This is a genomic window from Rhizobium sp. NFR12 (genome assembly GCF_900108545.1).
Lineage (GTDB): Bacteria > Pseudomonadota > Alphaproteobacteria > Rhizobiales > Rhizobiaceae > Neorhizobium > Neorhizobium soli.
This window is the reverse complement of the sequence record NZ_FNWM01000001.1, coordinates 1442716-1460592: the sequence shown is the minus strand read 5'-3', so window position 1 is coordinate 1460592 and position 17877 is coordinate 1442716. Positions and strand designations below refer to the sequence as shown.

Below are 17877 nucleotides of genomic sequence, written 5' to 3'. Positions count from 1 at the left end.
AGTGCTTCTCTGCTGCGAATTGTTCGGCAGAGAAGTCTCCCCCAGGCCGATATCGCGCGGGTCGTCCCCGCGCGAAAAGGATCACATGGCCTTGAGAGCCCAGTCGACAATATTCGCGCCGACCTGTGCAAATGCCTTGTCCAGCGCTTCGATGAAGCGGCGGTTCTCGGTTCCGGCGACCGGCACCGTGGACTTGAAGACGGTCTGTGCACGAACGCTGCCGTTGCGGTCGTTCAAGAGCTTTGCCGAGATCTCCACCGTGGCGAGCCTGTTGCCCTCAGTGACCACTTCGAAGCTGCGGATATCGGTTACGACCTGATAGTCGATCGCCAGACCCTGCCCCGGCTTGCCGACGCCGCCAACCCGTCCTGAGTTTTCGAACGCTTCGACCAGCTTCGACTGGACCAGTGCCGGAAGCCTGTCGCCCCAGCGGGAATTGGCCAGATACTGAACCTCTGAGGGCGAAATACGCACAACGACCTGGTCGCTGTTGAGCATCTTGACCGCAGTCGGTTCAGGCACCAGGATCTGCCGGCTCTTTGCGGTTGCTCCACTCGCCATCGGCGTGATCGACAGGTCGAACGTGTCGTTGTTCGCCTTGCTGCCACAACCGGCCAGAAGTGCTGCCATCAAAGGGGCTGCGATGATGATCGGATGGCGCATGACGCGAAGCATCGCAGATCCTTGCATGAAACCCTGAACTCCCCGCATGTTAGCGCCGTGTCCTGCCATCGTACTCTTTCACCGTTTCGCCGCCGAAGATCAGGCGCTGGGGGTTCTGGTCAAAATTGCTGATTGCCTGATTGAGCGACTGCACGGTTCCGCGCGTGTCGTTGATCAGCGTCTGGATGTCTCTCAAGCCACCGGACGAAAAGCGCGACAGATTGTCGGCAATCGGTCCAACGCGCGAATTGATATTGTCGGCGACAGTCCGGAAGGATTCGAGCGTCTTGCGCGCCTCGGCAAACAGACCCTGCGAGTCGTCGCTGGAGACCAGCCCGTCCACCTTCGCCAGAATTCCGTCGACGCGGTTCGAAGCGTTGTTCAGCTTGGTCGACATGTCCGTGAAGTTGGAGATCGCACCGTTGATGTCGTCGCGGCGGCGCGACACGTCGTCGATCACGTCGCGCGCCGAGCTGAGCGTCTGGCGTGCGTCTTCGGATGCCGACGAGATGTTGCGGATCGTAGCGCCGACCTGATTGACGTCGACGGCCGCCATGAGCGTATCGGCGCGTTTCAGGGCGCTCTGCGCATCGACGCCTGCCTGCTGGAAGCTCGCAGCCGCCTGGGTCACGTTCTGCACCAGAGGGCCGAAGTTGTCCGAGGCATTGGCAATGTTGCGAGTCACCCGTTCGGCGTTCGTTACAACCTGGTTGACCCGTTCGGCATCGATCGCCCGTACCAGCTGGTCAGCTGCTTCGAGCGTCGAGTTCAACGTGCCGGAGACGCGATCGACCGTCGCCGACAGCGTCGAGAGGCTGTTCAGGAATTTGTCGATGCTGTCCGAATTGTTGCTGAGCGCAGCCGTAAACGTCTCGACGTTGCGAATGGTCTGCGTCAGCGGACCACGTGCGTCTCCGACAAATCCCTGGATGTCGCCGATCGCCTGGTCGGCCCGGTCGAGGATCTTGTCGGCGGTCGCAAGAAGGTTGGTTACGCTCGACTGGTCGGCGATCAGCACCGCTGGACGGCCACTCTCGATCGCCTTCTGCAGGATGTTTTCTTCACCCTTGGCACCACCCGACATTTCCACATAGGCAGCGCCCGTCAGGCCCTGAACTTCCAGAACGGCCTTGGTCGACTGGTAGACAGGTGCGTCGGCGCGCACTTCGGTGAACGCGATCGAGTAGCGCGGATCATCCGGGTCGATGCTGAGGCTGCGCACGGAGCCGACCGGTATGCCGTTGAAGCGCACCGCCGAACCAACGGAAAGACCGTTTGCGGAGCCCGGAATGCGAATCGCCAGCTCAGCCGTGGGGCCTCCCCGGCCGGACGAAGCCATCCAGTAGACGAACCCGAAAGCGGCAGCCATTACCAGCAAGGTAAAAAAGCCAACGAGGGCGTAATTTGCTTTAGTTTCCATAGGTTACATCACTTCTCAGATTCGCCGTCGGGCCTGGTCTCATCGGTCACGACGGAACGCGCGCGCTTGCCCTTGAAATAGGACTGAACCCACGGATCGTCGAAGGCGAACATATCCTCAAGCGTGCCTTCCACCAAGACCCGTTTCTGCCCAAGCACGGCAATGCGATCACAAACGGAAAACAGGCTGTCGAGGTCATGGGTCACCATGTAGACGGTGAGGCCAAGCGTATCGCGCAGCCTTGCAATCAAGGCATCGAAATCGGCAGCGCCGATCGGGTCGAGGCCAGATGTCGGCTCGTCGAGGAAAACAAGATCGGGGTCGAGCGCCAGAGCGCGTGCAAGTGCTGCGCGCTTGATCATGCCGCCGGACAGTTCGGACGGATACTTGTCGGCCGCATCGGGCGGCAGACCGACCATCTCGAGCTTCACATAGGCAAGTTCGTCCATCAGCGACTGCGGCAGATCGAGATACTCGCGCATTGGCAGCTGGATGTTTTCTTTCACCGTCAGCGCCGAAAACAGGGCACCGTGCTGGAACAGCACGCCAAGCCTCGTATCGAGCGCCACGCGCTGCTGTTCGTCGGCCGTGGCATAATCAACTCCGAGGATCTCGATCGTACCTGAGCGCTGCGGCAGCAATCTGAGAACCGTGCGCATCAGCACCGACTTACCGGTGCCCGACGCTCCGACGAAGCCGAGGATCTCGCCCCGGTAGATATCGAGGTTCAGATTGTCCAGCACGAGCTTCGATCCGAAGCCGACCGTCAGATCCTTGACCGACAGCACGACCTTGCGCTCGTCGCTCTTCGTCTCCGCGGGTTTGGTATTGTCAAAGGTTTGAACGTCTTCCACGCCGGTCCCCATCAAAAATCGATCGCGGAATAGAAAATCGCAAACATCGCGTCGATCAGGATCACCGCGAAGATCGATTTCACCACCGACGAGGTGACGTGTTGGCCGAGCGATTCTGCGCTGCCGCCAACTTTCATTCCCTCGACAGCCGCCACGATGCCGATTGCCAGCGCCATGAACGGCGCCTTGATCATGCCTGATGCCACCGACGAGAAGTCCACCGCCTCCTTGAGGCGCGACAGGAACGTATCAAAAGTGATGCCGGAGTAGACCAGCGTGATCACCGCAGCGCCGTAGAGGGCCGACAGGTTTGCCACGATGGTCAGAAGCGGCAGTGCTATCGTCAGCGCCACGAGACGCGGGAACACGAGCACACCGACGGGATTAAGGCCGATCACGGTCAGCGCGTCGATTTCCTCGCGCATCTTCATGGAGCCGATTTCGGCGGTGATCGCGCTTCCCGAACGGCCGGCGATCATGATCGCCGTGATCAGAACGCCGATTTCGCGAAGCTGCAGAATGCCGACCAAGTCGACGACGAAGATTTCTGCCCCGAAATACCGGAGCTGGAAAGCGCCCTGCTGGGCAATGATCGCGCCGATCAGAAACGACATCAGCAGGATGATCGGCACCGCCCGAACGCCCATCCGGTCGATATGCGTCACGACGGATGCCGGAGAAACGCCGGATCCGCGGCCGAATTTCAGCTGTGCGCCACGGACCGCCGAGCCGAGAATGTGCATGGCGGCGACGAAGTCACCGGCAAATTCCGTCATCGTCTTGCCGACCGGGCTGAACACGCGATCAAACAGCGACCGCTTGTCCTGATCGTTGGGCGGCGGTGCCGGGGTCTTTTCCGGCAGGGCGCCAACCAGTTCCTCGATCGTCCCTTCCGCCCCGACCAACTTCGCGTCGCGACCCTGCTCGGCTTTTGCCGACAGAAGACGGCGAATCAGCCAGGCGCCGGATGTATCGATCCCGTCGATCCCCGAGACGTCGATCTCGAGGGATCCAGACCCGCTGCTCTTTTCAAGATCGCCAAACGCCTTGAGGACCGGCGAAATCGAATGATTGCGCCATTCTCCGGCCAGAATGTAGCGCTCGCCATCGCCGCCGGGCAGGTCTTCGGCTTTGATTTCGGCAGGTTGTGACGGCACAGGTTTCTTTCGGCTTAGGTTAAGCAGCACGCGGCTGCGATCTGCTGTTGATCGCAGCACTGAGAGCGGCAATATAGCGACCCTGAACGGATTTGCCACAACGCCCAGGTGGAAAACCATGACGCGTCACTTCGAAGCAACAATCGAGAAATTCCCGATCGCGGGGGTGTTTACGATTTCCCGCGGTTCCAAGACAGAAGCCGAGGTGGTGACCTGTGCGATCACCCGCGACGGCGTGACCGGCCGGGGCGAATGCGTTCCCTACAAACGCTACGGTGAAACAACCGAAGGCGTCCTCGACGAGATCAACTCCCTCGCTTCGATGATGCACGATGGCATGGATCGCCACACACTGCAGACGCGCCTGCGACCGGGAGCCGCCCGCAACGCGGTGGACTGCGCCTTGTGGGATCTGGAAGCCAAAAGCCTTGGCCGATCGGTCGCATCGATGATTGAAGCTGCCGAAAAGCCGCTGATCACCGCCTTCACGCTGTCGCTTGGCGAGCCGGAGGCAATGGCCGCGGATGCTCGGAGGAATGCGGCCCGCCCTCTCCTCAAGGTCAAGCTCGGCACAGACGATGACGAAAGCCGAATGCGGGCGGTCAGGCAGGCAGCGCCCGATTCGCGTCTGATCGTCGATGCCAACGAGGGTTGGACAGAGGACAATCTGGCCCGACATCTGGATGTGGCCGACGCCCTCGGTATCTCGTTGATCGAGCAACCGCTGCCAGCCGGCAAGGATGCAATCCTTGCCACCATTCGCCGCAAGGTGATGATCTGCGCTGACGAAAGCGTGCACGCAACCGGCGATCTTGCAAGTTTGAGAAACCGCTACGACGCCGTCAACATCAAGCTCGACAAGACCGGCGGGCTGACCGAGGCGCTGATCATGAAGGAGGAAGCGCAGCGACTGGGCTTTGCCGTCATGATCGGCTGCATGGTCGGAACCTCCCTTGCCATGGCCCCCGCAGTTCTTCTGGCGCAGGATGCCGACTACGCCGATCTCGACGGTCCGCTACTCTTGGCGCAAGACCGCCCGGACGGGCTGCGATACGACGGATCGCTGGTCTATCCGCCCCGGACGAACCTCTGGGGATAATGAGTCCCTCGCACCGACAGGCCGTTACGCAGCCTGCATGCCCCTGATCGTCTCCGGTGCTGGCAGCGTCGTGATTTCCGCAGTCTTCGCGATCTTCTGCCAGGAGATCAGTTCCAGCGTCCCGTCGCGATGCTCGGCAATCGCCGTGCAGCTTTCGACCCAGTCGCCCGTGTTGACGTAGTGGATCCCGTCGATGTCTTCCATGACCGCATGATGGATATGGCCGCAGATGATGCCATCGACATTGTTGCGGCGGGCCTCGTCGACGACGACCTTCTGAAACTCGCCGATGAAATTCACCGCGTGCTTCACCTGAAGCTTGGCCCAGGCGGAGAATGACCAGTAAGGCAGGCCGATGCGGCGGCGCACCGCGGCAAGACCGACATTGATGGCGATTGCCGCATCATAGGCCCAGTCACCGAGATAGGCGAGCAGACGCGCATTGCGCACCACGACGTCGAACTCGTCACCGTGCAGCACCAGGTATTTCCGCCCGTCTGCCATCTCGTAGATCATTCGGTCTGCGACCTCGATACCGCCGAAATGCATGCCGGGAAAATCGCGCAGGAATTCGTCGTGGTTTCCCGGAATGTAGACGATCCGCGTGCCCTTGCGCGCCTTGCGCAGAAGCTTCTGAACCACGTCGTTACAGCCCTGCGGCCAGTTCCAGCTGCGCTTCAACCGCCAGCCGTCGACGATATCGCCGACCAGCACGATCGTTTCCGCCTCGTGGTAGCGCAGGAAATCGAGCAGAAAGTCCGTGCGGGCGGCTTTGGAGCCGAGATGCACGTCCGAAATGAACAGGGTTCTGAAATGCCTTGTCTCGATTGCATCGGCCACGGAAACGTCCCTTCGTTACCTACCTTGTCCTACCCTTCGAAAATCAGACTCGTGTTTCAGGATGATGACAGGGGCGCGATCGCCGCAGTCGGCGACCACCCGAAACCGGCGGCAAAATCCGACAGCATCGCAAATATTGTAGTTTCTCGATGGATCGATTGATGTAAGGAGGGGACTCGCATGTCAGGACGGAAATCGATACGAGGAGCCATAAGAGCATGGATGGGCACGACAATCCGAAACCATCGCCGGTAACCGGAGATCTCGACGAACAGGCTCTCTTCTTCCACCGCTATCCCCGCCCCGGCAAACTGGAAATCCAGGCCACCAAGCCGCTCGGCAACCAGCGCGACCTGGCACTTGCCTATTCCCCGGGTGTGGCCGCCCCTTGCCTTGCGATCCGCGACAATCCGGAAATGGCCGCGGAATTCACCGCGCGTGCCAATCTGGTCGCCGTGGTCTCCAACGGCACTGCCGTGCTCGGCCTCGGCAATATCGGCCCGCTCGCTTCCAAGCCCGTGATGGAAGGCAAGGCCGTCCTCTTCAAGAAATTCGCCGGCATCGATGTGTTCGACATCGAAATCGACGCGCCGGGCATCGAAGCCATGGTCTCGACGATCTCGGCACTCGAGCCGACCTTCGGCGGCATCAACCTCGAAGACATCAAGTCTCCGGAATGTTTCGAAGTCGAGCGTCGTCTTCGCGAAAAGATGAATATCCCGGTCTTCCATGACGATCAGCACGGAACGGCGATCATCGTCGCCGCCGCGATCCTCAACGGCCTGGAACTGGCCGGCAAGACGATCGATAACGTCAAGATCGTCACGTCGGGCGCCGGTGCAGCGGCGCTTGCCTGCCTGCATCTTCTCGTGTCGCTTGGCGCGAAGAAGGAAAACATCTGGGTCCACGATATCGAAGGGCTGGTCTATGAGGGCCGCGTCGAGCTGATGGACGAGTGGAAGGCGATCTACGCCCAGAAGAGCGACAACCGCGTTCTGGCCGACAATATCGCCGGCGCAGACGTCTTCCTCGGCCTGTCGGCCGCGGGCGTGTTGAAGCCCGAACTTCTGGTGCAGATGGCCGAAAAGCCGCTGATCATGGCGCTCGCCAACCCGACGCCGGAAATCATGCCGGAACTTGCACGCGCCGAACGTCCCGACGCGATGATCTGCACCGGCCGCTCGGACTTCGCCAACCAGGTCAACAACGTCCTCTGCTTCCCCTACATTTTCCGTGGTGCACTCGATTGCGGCGCCCGCACGATCAACGAAGAAATGAAGATGGCGGCGGTCAAGGCGATCGCAGCCCTTGCCCGCGAGGAAGTCTCCGACGTCGCCGCGAAAGCCTATTCCGGTGAAACGCCGATCTTTGGCCCCGACTACCTGATCCCATCGCCATTTGATCCGCGGCTGATCCTGCGCATCGCGCCGGCCGTCGCAAGGGCTGCGGCCGAAAGCGGCGTCGCCGCTCGTCCGATCCAGGATTTTGAAGCCTATCTCGACCAGCTTAGCCGATTCGTCTGGCGCTCCGGCTTCGTGATGAAGCCGATCTTCACGGCGGCCAAGACTGCCGAGAGAAATCGCGTCATCTTCGCCGAAGGCGAGGACGAACGCGTTCTGAGGGCCGCACAGATCCTGCTCGAAGAGCAGATCGCAAGGCCCATCCTGATCGGCCGTCCCTCGGTCATCGAAGCGCGTCTCCAGCGTTTCGGCATCCGCATCCGCCCAAATGTCGATTTCGCCGTCGTCAACCCGGAAGACGATCCGCGTTACCGCGGCTATGTCGACGACTATTTCGCGCTTGTCGGTCGCCAAGGCGTCAACCCGGAAGCGGCACGAACCATCGTGCGCACCAGCAACACGGTCATCGGCGCGCTATCGGTCCAGCGCGGCGAGGCCGATGCACTGATCTGCGGCATCGAAGGCCGCTACGACCGGCATCTGCGCGACGTCAACCAGATCATCGGAAAACGCGAAGGCACGAAGACGCTCGCCGGCCTCAGCCTCCTGATTTCGCAGCGCGGTGCGATCTTCTTCACCGACACGTTCGTCAACTACAATCCGACCGCCGAAGAGATTGCCGAGATCACCATTCTCTCGGCCCAGGAAGTACGTCGCTTCGGCATCAAACCGAAGGCGGCCCTCATCTGCCACTCCAATTTCGGCTCGCGCAATTCCGAGAGCGCCGCGAAGATGCGCGACGCACTCGCCATCATTCGCGAACGGGCGCCGGATCTGGAAGTCGACGGTGAAATGCAGGGTGGCTCGGCGCTTTCCGAGGAACTGCGCAAGCGCGCCATGCCGAGCACCACATTGTCCGGTGAAGCCAATCTGCTGGTCTTCCCGAACCTCGATGCGGCCAGCATCTCGCTTGGCCTGGTGCGCACCATGATGGACGCGCTGCATGTCGGCCCGATCCTGCTTGGCACGGCAAAACCCGCCCATGTTCTCGGCCAGTCCGTCACATCCCGCGGCGTCGTCAATATGGCGGCTCTGGCCGTCGTCGAAGCTTCGCAGCCAGAGTCGCTGTTCGGCTAGGTCTCACAGAAGCCGGGGCGGTTTAGGATATCTTCATCCGCCCCGGCCTATGTTTGATGGGTTTTAACGAATTGCCGGAAAAGCGATGCGATTTCGCGGCCTGATCTTCATTCCGCTCGTCTTCGTCCCCGCCTCCGTCCTGGCGCGGGATGCGCAGCTTTGCGCGGATCTGTACCGCAAGCTTCACAGCACACCCGTTGTGATCGGCAATACCGCTGAGATGCGCCGATATGCGCAGGACCTCAGCCAGGCAAACTCCGACATCCGCAAACTTCGCGTCGACATGCGGCGCGCCGGATGCGGTGGCGGCAGCATTGTTTCCTTTGGCGCGGCCAAGGCCGACCAGTGCGAACCCCTCCTCGAGCAGCTGCAAGCCCTGGAGGAAAACCGCGAAGTGCTTGTTGACGAGCGCAACAAAGCCCGCAACCTGTCCGTCACCGGGGAAGAGCGCGGCGCAACCATCGTTGCCATCCGTCAGAATGCCTGCATTCCGTCCGATTTCCAGGATGTCGCGAAGGAGGAGGAAAAGGAACGGATCCGGGTAAAGGGGATCGCGCTACCGAAGGATGAGGAGGCCTATTCCGGCAGCATCACCGACCTGCGGACCCGCAAGCCTGCCACCGTCCAGAAGGTTGCGATCGATCCCACGCCGCCGGTACCGGAGCGGAATTACGAAACCTCCGCAAAGGTCCGCACGGTGGGTCCGATTTTTCTCCCTGAAGCCAGTATTGATCTGCGCCACCCCCGCGAAAATGGTCCGCAGCAACAGCAGTAGTCAGTCACCCTGCCAGCGCTCGGAAAACACCAGGTCTTCCAGTGCAAGGCGCTGGCGCCAGCCGCGCACGGCCAGTTCCGGCTCGCTGTAGAGCTTGTCCACATGGCCGAGACAGAGCCAGGCGACGATCGCCACGCGCTCTGGGATACCCAGCAGCCTGCGCACGTCCTCATCGCGGAAAATGCTGACCCAGCCGACACCGACGCCTTCGGCGCGCGCGGCAAGCCAAAGGTTCTGCACGGCGCAGACGGTGGAGTAGACATCCATGCGCGGATTGTGGGTGCGACCGAGGACCACCGGTCCCGCCCTGTCCGGATCACAGGTAACGCAGATCGATAGTGGCGCCTTGCGAATGCCTTCAAGCTTGAGGCTGCGATAAAGATCGCGCTCGCCGCCGGAGAACATCTCCGCCGCCTCGTCATTGGCCTTTGAAAAGGCCTCCCACGCCGCCTGCCGCATCACCTCATCACGGACGAGGATAAAATTCCACGGCTGCATGAACCCGACTGACGGTGCGGCATGCGCGGCCGCCAGAAGACGGGAGACAAGCTCGTCGCTCAAGGGATCGGCAAGGAACTGATCGCGAACGTCGCGTCGCGTTTCGATCACCCGGTAGATCGCTGCCCGCTCCGCCGCGGAAAAGGCGCCGGCCGGAGCAAGGCCCGCTTGCGTATCGTCGGACGGGTCTGGAATTGGCGGCATCGTCTATCCCCAACAATGCTTGCGACGGCTGAAGCAAAACTGCCGAGGCTATGCCCGACCATACCAGATATCGCAAGCCCATCACGAAACAGGAAAATACCTGACATAGGCGAATTCGTCACCGTCCGGTGACCAGTTTGGCGAATTCATCGTGCCCTGCCCGCCGAACAGTTCGAACAGCGTTTCGACATTGCTGCCATCCATATCCATCAGCCGAACCCGGACATCGAGATCGCGCGGATGATCGAACACGTCGCCGTCATAGGATACGAAAACGATCTTGTCTCCCTTCGGTGACGGATGCGGAAACCAGTCGCCATAGGGGCTGTCGGTGATGCGCTCCGCCGAGCCGCCCAAAGCCGGCACGCGCCAGATCTGCATGGTGCCCGTGCGGCTCGAATTGAAATAGATCCAGTTCCCGTCCGGGGAGTAGTCAGGCCCGTCGTTGCGGCCTTCGCCATGGGTGAGCCGCATCTCCTCGCCGCCTTCGACCGCAATCGTATAGATATCGAAAACGTCGTCGCGGATGCCGCAATAGGCGAAGCGCTGTCCGTCCGGAGACCAGCCGTGCCAGTAGGAGGGAAGCTTCGGTGTCACCAACCTTGGCTTGCCCCCGGTCGCGGCAAGCACATAGATCGCGGACTTGCCGAATTCGACCTTATCGGAAATCGCAACCAGCGTGCCGTCAGGCGAGATGCCATGGTCGTTGTTGCAGGCAACCGCGAACTCGGTGTCAACGATGATCGGAGGCGTGTCGCCGGCCACGGGCAGCCGATAGATCAGCCCGTCGCTGTTGAGCATGAGGAAACGTCCGTCCGGCGCCCAGTTCGGCGCTTCGAAAAGCGCGCTCGTCTGCCAGACAATCCGGCTCTGTCGCGTCCGGATATTATAGATTTCGACCGAACTGCGCATTGCATTCTCTCCCGGCGATTTGCTGCCAGCGTGAGGTTACGACGCCTGAACACAAGGTGGCAAGTCACGCGAGATTAGCCTTCGGAACTCTAAAAACACATCATTAAAAACTGACGGACGCGATTCATGGATTCTTTATAACCGCATAACATTATATTCGAATATACTCATACAATGGGAGTTGGTGATGAGAATCCGATCCTTGCTGCGATGCCGTTCGGGCAGTTCCGCCGTCGAATTCGCAATCATCGCGCCGGTCCTGCTTCTGATGCTCTTCAGCCTGATCGGCTATGGCGTCTACCTCGCTGCGGCCCACGCCGTGCAGCAGATTGCCGCGGATGCGGCACGCACGGCTGTCGCCGGCCTCGATGCCAGCGAACGCCAGAAGCTGGTGCAGGAGTATCTCACCAAGTCGACGATGGACTATGCGCTTCTCGACAAGAAGAACTTCACGACGAAGGTGCAAAGCGACCCGAGCAACCCCAACCAGTTCACCGTATCGATCGAATACGACGCAAGTACCCTGCCGATTTTCAGTCTCTACAGCTACGCCATGCCGGACAAGCACATAAGGCGCTATTCGACCATGCGGATCGGAGGCATTTGAGATGCTTTTCCGCCTGAAGCGTCGTCAGACTATCGCCGGTGACCGAGCCGGCAACATTGCCATTACTGCTGCACTTGCCATGCCGCTTGCCATCGGAGCGCTGGCTCTCGGCGTCGACTATGGAAGCCTGACGCTGCAGCAGCGGCAGTTGCAGGCAAGCGCCGACCTTGCCGCGATTGCAGCGGCGGCCAACATTTCGACTGCGGAAAAATCCGCTTTCGACTTTTTCGCGATGAACGGTCAAAGCATTGGCGTCGTCAGCGCCGGCGGCCTGCTGACGACCAAGGGGGTTGTCCCATTCAACCCCAAGACGGCGCTCGAAGCCTATGGCAGCTATGCCGAGATCACCAGGGGCCGCTATGTACCCGATCCCGCGCAGCCTGCCGCGAACCGTTTTGTCGCCGGCGCAACACCGCCCGATGCGGTCCGCTTGACGCTCCGCAGCAAGAGCAACCTGATGTTCGGGGCAAGTCTCACCACCCCGCCGGCGCTTGCCGCATCCGGCACAGCAGCAACGGATAAGCTTGCGTCCTTCTCGATCGGCAGTCGTTTGGCAAGCGTCAACGAGGGTGTCCTCAATGCCCTGCTTGGCCAGATGCTCGGAACGACGATTTCCCTGAAGGCGATGGATTATCGGGCCCTCGCCGATGCCCAGGTCAATGCCTTGAAGACGATCGACCAGCTTGCTCTTGATCTTGGTCTCCAGTCAGGGACTTACGCGGATGTTCTCACAACCGACATCAACTATGGCAAGTTTGTCGGAGCCCTCGGCAAGACGACCGGACTTACCCCCTCGGTCTCGACGGTCCTCTCCAATCTCGAAAAGACGCTCAACAAGACGAAGGTCATGGTCAAGCTCGAGGATACTCTGAAGCTGGGACCCGTATCTCAAAAGCTGATCGGCCAATCGAGTGGACTATCTGTCAACACCAGCGTCTTCGATCTGCTGTCGGCGGCCGCAACCGCTGCCAGCGGCGGCAAGCAGCTCTCTGTCGACCTTGGGACATCCATTCCCGGTGTCGCCTCGTCCAAGGTGACCGTTGCGATCGGGGAGCCGCCGGTCGGGTCGTCCTACCTCGCAGTCGGCGCGCCGGGCACGATCGTCCGCACCGCTCAGACACGCGTGGCGGTCGAGGTCGTGGTTGATGGCCTTCAGGCGATCCTCGGGCTCAAGGTCCGCGTCCCCCTCTACCTGGAAGTTGCCTATGCCGAAGGACGGCTTGCCGGCATCACCTGTACGGGCGCGGCCAACAGCGCAAGCGTCGATGTCGACGCCGTCCCGGGCATCGCGTCGATCGCATTGGGCGACGTCGATACGACTGCATTCACGAACTTCGGCAGAGATCCGCGTGTCACGCGAGCCGACATCATCTCGACCCTTCTTCTCAAGGTCTCCGCCATGGCGGAAACCACCTCGACCAATCTCAAGACAGAGCGATTGACGTTCTCGCCGGCGGATATCAGCGCGAACAGGGTAAAGTCGACGTCGGTCAAGAACGTGCTTGAGTCGCTGACGACGAGCCTGCTTTCCAAGCTCGTTGTGCGGGTAGACCTTCTCGGCCTTGGGCTTGGACTGCCGCAGCCAATTATCGCTGCCGTCGGTGCCACGCTCGGTGCGGCCATGAGCCCGGTCGACACCGTCCTCTACAACGTCCTGCTGACTCTCGGCGTGCGCGTTGGTGAAGCGGATGTCCAGGTCGGTGGCGCGTCCTGCCGCAACCCCGTTCTCGTCCAGTAGGCGGCCCTTGCAACGCAAAAGGCCGGCGTTTTCACGCCGGCCTTTTGCGTTGCGTCGAACCGGGGTTCAGCCGTTGACGACCATTCGCTTCTCGTCGCGACCGCTTTTCATACGCTCGGCCAGGAGGAACGCCAGTTCCAGCGCCTGGTCGGCATTGAGGCGCGGATCGCAGTGCGTGTGGTAGCGGTCCTGCAGGTCGCCGGCCGACACCGCACGGGCGCCGCCGGTGCATTCGGTCACATCCTTGCCGGTCATCTCAATATGGATGCCGCCCGGGTGGGTCCCTTCCGACCGGTGGATCTGGAAGAAGCTTTCCACTTCCGACAGGATCCGCTCGAAAGGACGGGTCTTGTAGTTGTTGAGCGTGATCGTGTTGCCATGCATCGGATCGCAGGACCAGACGACCTTGCGACCTTCGCGCTCGACGGCACGGATCAGCTTCGGCAGGCCATCGGCAACCTTGTCGTGGCCGAAGCGCGCAATCAGCGTCAACCGGCCCGGCTCGTTGGCGGGGTTCAGAGCGTCGATCAGCTGGATCAGATTGTCCGGCTGCAGCGACGGACCACATTTCAGACCGATCGGGTTCTTGATGCCGCGGAAATACTCCACATGCGCATGATCGAGCTGGCGTGTGCGGTCGCCGATCCACAGCATGTGGCCCGACGTCGCGTACCAGTCACCAGACGTCGAATCGACGCGCGTGAAAGCTTCCTCATAGCCGAGAAGCAATGCTTCATGGCTGGTGAAGAAATCCGTTTCGCGCAGGCTCGGCTGGTTGTCGGCCGTGATGCCGATCGCCCGCATGAACTCCATCGTTTCGCTGATCCGGCCGGCCAGCATGCGATAGCGCTCGCCCTGCGGACTGTCCTTGACGAAGCCGAGCATCCACTTGTGGACGTTTTCGAGGTTGGCATAGCCACCCATCGCGAAGGCCCGCAGGAGGTTCAGCGTTGCCGCAGACTGGCGATAGGCATCCAGCTGGCGCTCCGGGTTCGGAATGCGCGAGGCCTCGGTGAAATCGATGCCGTTGATGATATCGCCGCGGTAGGACGGCAGTTCGATGTCACCCTGCTTCTCGATATTGGAAGAGCGCGGCTTGGCGAACTGACCGGCGATGCGGCCGACCTTCACGACCGGAAGCTGCGCACCGTAGGTCAGCACGACGGCCATCTGCAGGAACGAGCGGAAGAAGTCGCGGATATTGTCGGCGCCATGCTCGGCAAAGCTTTCGGCGCAGTCGCCGCCCTGCAGAAGGAAGGCATCGCCTTCCGCCACCTTGGCAAGCTGGGATTTCAGGCGGCGAGCCTCACCCGCAAACACGAGCGGCGGGAATGTGGAAAGCTGCGCCTCGGTTGCTTCCAATGCAGCCATGTTCGGATAGTCCGGAACCTGCTGGATCGGCTTGTTCCGCCACGTGCTCGGGGTCCAGTTCTGCGCCATGATACTCACCTGTTTCCACCCCGGCTCCCCCGCCGGGCAAAGCTTCAAATTTTGCGGGGCTTATAGACCGAACGGCCTCGTTTGCATAGCGGGTAGATAAGCGCCCGGCCGGGCTTCCACCAGTGCAACAAACGACGTCGAACCATCTCACATTGCTAAATTATATTCGTCCCGGTCCAAGCAGACCTCAGACCCGCTCGCCATTCCTGATGCGGTAGCTCGGCGTGTACATGGTCACCAGTTCCTCCGAAGCCGTCGGATGCACCGCCATCGTGCGGTCGAAATCGTCCTTCGTCACGCCGGCCTTGAGGCAGATGCCGATCAGCTGCGCCATTTCTCCGGCTTCGTGGCCGAGGATGTGGGATCCGATCACCTTGCGGCTCTCGGCATCGACGATCAGCTTCATGATCGTCTTTTCCTGCCGGCCGGAGAGCGTTGCCTTCATCGGCCGGAATTCCGCGCGGTAGACTTCGAGCTCGGCATAGCGCTTGGCCGCTTCCTCTTCCGAAAGACCGACCGTGCCGATTTCCGGCTGCGAGAACACCGCCGTCGCAATCAGCTCGTGATCCGGCTTGGTCGGGTTATTCCTGAACGCGGTCTCGATAAAGCACATTGCCTCATGGATCGCGACCGGCGTCAGCTGTACCCGGTTGGTGACATCGCCGAGCGCATAGATGTTTTCGATATTGGTGCGCGAATACTCGTCGACGACGATGGCACCGAGATCATCCACCTCGACACCGGCAGCCTCAAGCCCCAATCCATCGGTGTTCGGATCACGACCGAGCGCCAGCATCACCGTATCAACGGCAAGCGTTTCGCCGCCCATGGTCGACGCGATGAGATGACCGGCCGGAGATTTCGTCACTTCGGCGATCACGTCCGTCAGGATGACCCGCATCCCCTTGTCTTCCATCGCCTTGCGGAGCCCGTGGCGCATGTCCTGGTCGAACCGCGACAGGATCTCCTGGCCGCGATAGATCAGCGTCACCTCGACGCCGAGGCCATGAAAGATGTTGGCGAATTCCACCGCAATATAACCGCCGCCGGCGATCAGGATCGATTTCGGCAGTTCCGGCAGATCGAAAGCCTCGTTGGACGAGATGCAGAGCTCGTAGCCGGGAAGGGCCACATGCGGGTTGGGTGTGCCGCCCGTGGCAATCACGATCTTGTCCGCCGTCACGGTTCTTCCGGATTTCACCAGGCGCACCGTATGGGCATCGACAAGCTCGGCCCGGTCTTCGATCGCCTCGGCGCCGCTATTGGAGAGGTTGCGCTTGTAGATCGCCTCGAGCCTCGCGATCTCGGCATCCTTGGCCGCGATCAGCTTTTTCCAGTCGAAGCTGGTTTCGCCGACCGTCCAGCCGAAGCCGACAGCATCTTCGAAATGCTCCGAGAACTGCGACGCGTAGACAAGCAGCTTCTTCGGCACGCAGCCGCGGATGACGCAGGTGCCGCCGAACCGATATTCCTCGGCCACGGCAACCGTCTTGCCGAGCGACGCGGCAACGCGCCCTGCCCTGACGCCACCGGAGCCTGCACCGATCACGAACAGGTCATAGTCATAGGCGGTCATGGCAGGCTCCTGAAGAAAGAACATGGGTGGGATGCTTGGGGCATAGATAGGTGCCAGCCACATATAATGCTGCAGCCGCCATAAACAAAAGCCCGGATTTCTCCGGGCTTTTCAGAAGTCTTTTGAATCAGTCGATCAGGGCTTGGCAGCAGGCGTCGGAGCCGGCTTGGCGCCAGCCGCCGCAGGTGCCGGCGTATCGACGACAGGTGCCTTGATCGGGTTGGCATCGATAACGCCGCGCAGCTTGGCGGTCGCCTGGGTGTTGAGGTCGCGCGAAATGCCGTTGGCCCAGATTTCAGCCGCACGTCCGAGTTCGCGGGCAACCAGCGGCTGGTTGTTCAAAAGCTTCTTGCCGGCTTCGGTCGTGAAGAAGGTCGAGATCGTCTTCAGCTCATCCACGGAAAAGCTTTTGGCGTAGATCGTCGCGGCTTCCTTTTCGAGATCCGCACGACGCGGAGCAAGCGCCAGCGCCTCTTCGTCGACGATGGCGTTGATCTGTTCCTGGAAGTTCGGCGAAGACTGGATAAACTGACCCTTCAACGCTTCGGCCATGTTGGGCAGAATGTTGTCGAACCGATCGGTGACGTTGAGCGAAGCGATAGCATCGCGCGCAGCCGCCATATGGGCCTCAGGAATTTCCTGGGCCTGAGCAGAAACGGAAACGGCGCCGGACATCACAATTGCGAGGGCGGCAGCACGGCCAAGAACCGCGAATTTGATCATGGGTTGATTGCTCCTAAGGTTATTTCGCCTTCAACGTCCGCGCACCAGCCTCGCCGGCGATGATCGCAAAGGACGCGATGTGAATGAACAGCCCGTGCTCGACGACGCCGGGAATGAGATGAAGTTGAGCTGACAAGGCCTCTGCATCAGGAATGCGGCCAAAAGATGCGTCAAGAATATAGTGCCCGCCGTCGGTGCGAAACACATCTTCGCCACCGCGGCGCAGCTTCAGTTCGCCGGAAAGACCAAGCCTGGAGGCCGCCTTTTCGATGGCAATGCGAGTCGAGGCCATCCCGAACGGATTGATCTCGATCGGCAGCGGAAACGCGCCGAGGGTTTCCACGACCTTGCTTTCGTCGGCAATCACGATCACCTGAGCAGACGCCGCCGCAACGATCTTTTCACGCAGCAAAGCCCCGCCGCCGCCCTTGATCAGGGTCAGGTTCCCGTCCACCTCGTCGGTACCGTCAATCGTCAGATCGAGCTCCGGCAGTTCGTCGAGCGATTTGAGGGGAACGCCGAGTTCGACGCAAAGGCGGGCGGTCCGCTCCGAGGTCGGCACGCCGAGAACCTTCAAGCCGCCATGCACCTTTTCGGCCAGGAGACGAACGAACTCTTCGGCAGTCGAGCCTGTGCCGATGCCAAGACGCATTCCGTCTTCGACATATCCCAGCGCAGCCTCAGCCGCCTTGACCTTCATTTCTCGGGCGTCCATCCGCCAAAAGCTCCAGAATGTTCCTGCGGTCGCTGTTTACACGGCTCTTTTGACAAACGAAAGAGCCTAACGTCTTGCACACAGGCTTGCTGAGGTTTTGCGGCGTCGCCGGATCCGTG

General features: G+C 60.9%; 16 protein-coding genes. 5 read left to right on the top strand and 11 right to left on the bottom strand.

The genetic code is table 11. The features are described 5' to 3' along the window. Positions 1 to 81 precede the first annotated feature (81 nt). Genes BLW69_RS07015 through BLW69_RS07000 form a run of 4 tightly spaced genes read right to left on the bottom strand, consistent with a single transcriptional unit; the run spans position 82 to position 4094 of the window. Positions 82 to 675: an ABC-type transport auxiliary lipoprotein family protein gene (locus BLW69_RS07015; protein ID WP_092661128.1), complete on the bottom strand. Its 594-nt coding sequence runs from the start codon at positions 673 to 675 to the stop codon at positions 82 to 84. Between the two features lie 37 nt (positions 676 to 712). Then, positions 713 to 2083 carry an MlaD family protein gene (locus BLW69_RS07010; RefSeq protein ID WP_062456594.1) on the bottom strand — a complete coding sequence of 457 codons (1371 nt, stop codon included), beginning with the start codon at positions 2081 to 2083 and terminating at the stop codon, positions 713 to 715. An 8-nt stretch (positions 2084 to 2091) separates the two neighbouring features. Beyond that, positions 2092 to 2937, bottom strand: a complete 846-nt coding sequence (locus BLW69_RS07005) for an ABC transporter ATP-binding protein (protein WP_244476144.1) — start codon at positions 2935 to 2937, stop codon at positions 2092 to 2094. Between the two features lie 11 nt (positions 2938 to 2948). Then, positions 2949 to 4094 carry an ABC transporter permease gene (locus tag BLW69_RS07000; protein WP_244508758.1) on the bottom strand — a complete coding sequence of 382 codons (1146 nt, stop codon included), beginning with the start codon at positions 4092 to 4094 and terminating at the stop codon, positions 2949 to 2951. A 118-nt stretch (positions 4095 to 4212) separates the two neighbouring features. Between BLW69_RS07000 and dgcA the strand changes: the two genes are divergently transcribed. After that, positions 4213 to 5193, top strand: coding sequence for an N-acetyl-D-Glu racemase DgcA (dgcA, locus tag BLW69_RS06995; protein ID WP_092660815.1), 981 nt, complete (start codon positions 4213 to 4215; stop codon positions 5191 to 5193). Between the two features lie 24 nt (positions 5194 to 5217). On the opposite strand, the gene BLW69_RS06990 is transcribed toward dgcA, so the two are convergent. Further along, complete coding sequence (locus BLW69_RS06990; RefSeq protein ID WP_062580869.1) at positions 5218 to 6033, bottom strand: UDP-2,3-diacylglucosamine diphosphatase; 816 nt, start codon at positions 6031 to 6033, stop codon at positions 5218 to 5220. A gap of 218 nt (positions 6034 to 6251) precedes the next feature. Here BLW69_RS06990 and BLW69_RS06985 point away from each other — a divergent pair, with 218 nt between their 5' ends. Both BLW69_RS06985 and BLW69_RS06980 read left to right on the top strand, forming a co-directional pair. After that, on the top strand, positions 6252 to 8570 hold the full coding sequence (locus BLW69_RS06985) for an NADP-dependent malic enzyme (RefSeq protein ID WP_062456577.1): 2319 nt from the start codon (positions 6252 to 6254) through the stop codon (positions 8568 to 8570). 85 nt (positions 8571 to 8655) lie between these two features. Further along, positions 8656 to 9345, top strand: coding sequence for a hypothetical protein (locus BLW69_RS06980; protein ID WP_092660813.1), 690 nt, complete (start codon positions 8656 to 8658; stop codon positions 9343 to 9345). On the opposite strand, the gene bluB is transcribed toward BLW69_RS06980, so the two are convergent. Beyond that, a complete protein-coding gene (gene bluB, locus BLW69_RS06975) occupies positions 9346 to 10047 on the bottom strand; it encodes a 5,6-dimethylbenzimidazole synthase (protein ID WP_062580873.1) in 702 nt (233 codons plus the stop codon). It lies immediately after the preceding gene. Between the two features lie 81 nt (positions 10048 to 10128). Then, positions 10129 to 10959 (bottom strand): TolB family protein, encoded by an 831-nt coding sequence (locus tag BLW69_RS06970; protein ID WP_092660811.1) that lies wholly within the window; start codon positions 10957 to 10959, stop codon positions 10129 to 10131. A gap of 187 nt (positions 10960 to 11146) precedes the next feature. Here BLW69_RS06970 and BLW69_RS06965 point away from each other — a divergent pair, with 187 nt between their 5' ends. Then, positions 11147 to 11566: a TadE/TadG family type IV pilus assembly protein gene (locus BLW69_RS06965; protein WP_062456567.1), complete on the top strand. Its 420-nt coding sequence runs from the start codon at positions 11147 to 11149 to the stop codon at positions 11564 to 11566. A 1-nt stretch (position 11567) separates the two neighbouring features. Next, positions 11568 to 13304: a pilus assembly protein TadG-related protein gene (locus tag BLW69_RS06960; RefSeq protein ID WP_092660809.1), complete on the top strand. Its 1737-nt coding sequence runs from the start codon at positions 11568 to 11570 to the stop codon at positions 13302 to 13304. 66 nt (positions 13305 to 13370) lie between these two features. Here BLW69_RS06960 and BLW69_RS06955 read toward each other — a convergent pair whose 3' ends face one another. The 4 genes from BLW69_RS06955 to rpiA all read right to left on the bottom strand — a co-directional run bounded on the left by BLW69_RS06955 (position 13371) and on the right by rpiA (position 17758). After that, the gene (locus BLW69_RS06955; protein ID WP_092660807.1) at positions 13371 to 14744 is read right to left on the bottom strand and encodes a class II 3-deoxy-7-phosphoheptulonate synthase; all 1374 of its coding nucleotides are present in this window, start codon (positions 14742 to 14744) and stop codon (positions 13371 to 13373) included. A 187-nt stretch (positions 14745 to 14931) separates the two neighbouring features. Beyond that, positions 14932 to 16320 (bottom strand): glutathione-disulfide reductase, encoded by a 1389-nt coding sequence (gene gor, locus BLW69_RS06950; protein ID WP_092661126.1) that lies wholly within the window; start codon positions 16318 to 16320, stop codon positions 14932 to 14934. 135 nt (positions 16321 to 16455) lie between these two features. Beyond that, complete coding sequence (locus BLW69_RS06945; RefSeq protein WP_062580883.1) at positions 16456 to 17043, bottom strand: DUF2059 domain-containing protein; 588 nt, start codon at positions 17041 to 17043, stop codon at positions 16456 to 16458. Between the two features lie 19 nt (positions 17044 to 17062). Then, complete coding sequence (rpiA, locus tag BLW69_RS06940; RefSeq protein ID WP_062456553.1) at positions 17063 to 17758, bottom strand: ribose-5-phosphate isomerase RpiA; 696 nt, start codon at positions 17756 to 17758, stop codon at positions 17063 to 17065. Positions 17759 to 17877: the final 119 nt, after the last annotated feature.